At 67.1% G+C, this 2,173-nt stretch carries 2 protein-coding genes; both read right to left on the reverse strand.

The genetic code is table 11. The features are described 5' to 3' along the window. Positions 1-102: 102 nt before the first annotated feature. The gene (gene sucD / locus Q8X39_RS20450; protein WP_305751541.1) at positions 103-996 is read right to left on the reverse strand and encodes a succinate--CoA ligase subunit alpha; all 894 of its coding nucleotides are present in this window, start codon (positions 994-996) and stop codon (positions 103-105) included. 17 nt (positions 997-1,013) lie between these two features. Then, on the reverse strand, positions 1,014-2,173 hold a 1,160-nt coding region (sucC, locus tag Q8X39_RS20455), incomplete at its 5' end, for an ADP-forming succinate--CoA ligase subunit beta (protein ID WP_305751542.1).

Consider the following 2,173-nt stretch of genomic DNA (forward strand, 5'->3'; position numbering starts at 1 on the left):
CCCACAAGCGCCGAGGACCCCGGCCTTGCGGCGCGGGGTCCTCGTGGGGTGGCGGCAGGAGGAGCCTGCCGCCGGGTCAGCCGGTCAGGCCGACCGGATCGCTCAGAGCAGGCCCTTGAGCAGGCGGCCCATCTCGGAGGGGTTGCGGGTGATGGTGAAGCCGCACTCTTCCATGATGGCCAGCTTGGCGTCGGCGGTGTCCGCGCCGCCGCTGATCAGCGCACCGGCATGGCCCATGCGCTTGCCCGCCGGCGCGGTCACGCCGGCGATGAAGCCCACGATCGGCTTCTTCATGTTCGCCTTGCACCACTGCGCCGCCTCGGCCTCGTCCGGGCCGCCGATCTCGCCGATCATGATCACCGCGTCGGTGTCCGGATCGTCGTTGAAGGCGCGCATCACGTCGATGTGCTTCAGGCCGTTGATCGGGTCGCCGCCGATGCCCACCGCGCTGGACTGGCCCAGGCCGATCTCGGTCAGCTGCGCCACCGCTTCATAGGTCAGCGTGCCCGAACGGCTCACCACGCCGATGCGGCCCTTGCGGTGGATGTGGCCCGGCATGATGCCGATCTTGATTTCCTCGGGCGTGATCAGGCCCGGGCAGTTCGGGCCCAGCAGCAGCGTCTTCTTGCCGCCGGCGGCTTCCTTGGCCTTCATCTTGTTGCGCACTTCCAGCATGTCCCGCACGGGGATGCCTTCGGTGATGCAGATGGCCAGGTCCAGGTCGGCCTCGACCGCTTCCCAGATCGCCGCGGCCGCGCCTGCGGGCGGCACGTAGATCACGCTGACCGTCGCGCCCTGTGCCTGCGCGGCTTCCTTGACGGTGGCGTAGATGGGGATGTCGGAGAACTTCTCGCCCGCCTTCTTCGGGTTCACGCCCGCGACGAAGGCGTTCTTGCCGTTGGCATAGGCCTGGCAGCCCAGCGTGTGGAACTGGCCGGTCTTGCCGGTGATGCCCTGCGTAATCACGCGGGTGTCTTTGTTGATCAAGATGGACATGTTGATTTCCTCCGGGCTTACTTGACCGCGTTGACGATGGCCGTGGCCGCTTCGGCCATGGTGTCCGCGGCGATGATCGGCAGGCCCGACTCGGCCAGCATCTTCTTGCCCAGGTCCTCGTTGGTGCCCTTCATGCGCACGACCAGCGGCACGCTGAGGTTGACCGCCTTGCAGGCGGTGATCACGCCCTCGGCGATGGTGTCGCACTTCATGATGCCGCCGAAGATGTTGACCAGGATGCCCTTGACCTCGGGGTTCTTGAGCATGATCTTGAAGGCCTCGGTGACCTTCTCGGCGGTCGCCCCGCCGCCCACGTCCAGGAAGTTGGCCGGCTCGCCGCCGAACAGCTTGATGGTGTCCATCGTGGCCATGGCCAGGCCCGCGCCGTTGACCAGGCAGCCGATGTTGCCGTCCAGGCTGATGTAGGCCAGGTCGAACTTGCTGGCCTCGACCTCGGCCGGGTCTTCCTCGTCCAGGTCGCGGTAGGCCACGATTTCCGGATGGCGGAACAGCGCGTTGCTGTCGAAGTTGAACTTCGCGTCCAGCGCGATCAGGTTGCCCTTCGAATCGCAGTTCAGCGGGTTGATCTCGACCAGCGAGGCGTCCGTTTCCATGTAGCAGCGGTACAGGTTCTGGAACAGCGTGACCGCCTGCGCGATCGACACGTCGCCCAGGCCGATGGCGCGCGCGATCTTCTCGGCCTGCGCGGCACCCAGGCCGGTCAGCGGATCGATCACCTCGGTGATGATCTTCTCGGGGGTCGCGTGCGCGACCTCCTCGATGTCCATGCCGCCTTCGCTGGAGGCGATGAAGGCAACCTTCTGGCTCTGGCGGTCGGTCACCAGCGAGACGTAGTACTCGCGGCGGATGTCGGCGCCTTCCTCGATGTAGAGGCGGCGCACCTTCTGGCCTTCCGGGCCGGTCTGGTGCGTGACCAGCTGCATGCCCAGGATCTGCCCGGCCAGCGCCTGCAGGTCGTCCATCGAGCGCGCGAGCTTGACGCCGCCGCCCTTGCCGCGGCCGCCCGCATGGATCTGGGCCTTGACCACCCACACCGGGCCGCCCAGCTTCTGCGCGGCCTCGGCCGCCTCCTGGACCGTGAACGCCGGATAGCCGCGGGGCACCGGCACGTCGAACTGGCGCAGGATTTCCTTGCCTTGGTACTCGTGGATCTTCA

It is taken from the genome of Leptothrix discophora, from assembly GCF_030705305.1.
Classification (GTDB): domain Bacteria; phylum Pseudomonadota; class Gammaproteobacteria; order Burkholderiales; family Burkholderiaceae_C; genus Sphaerotilus; species Sphaerotilus discophorus.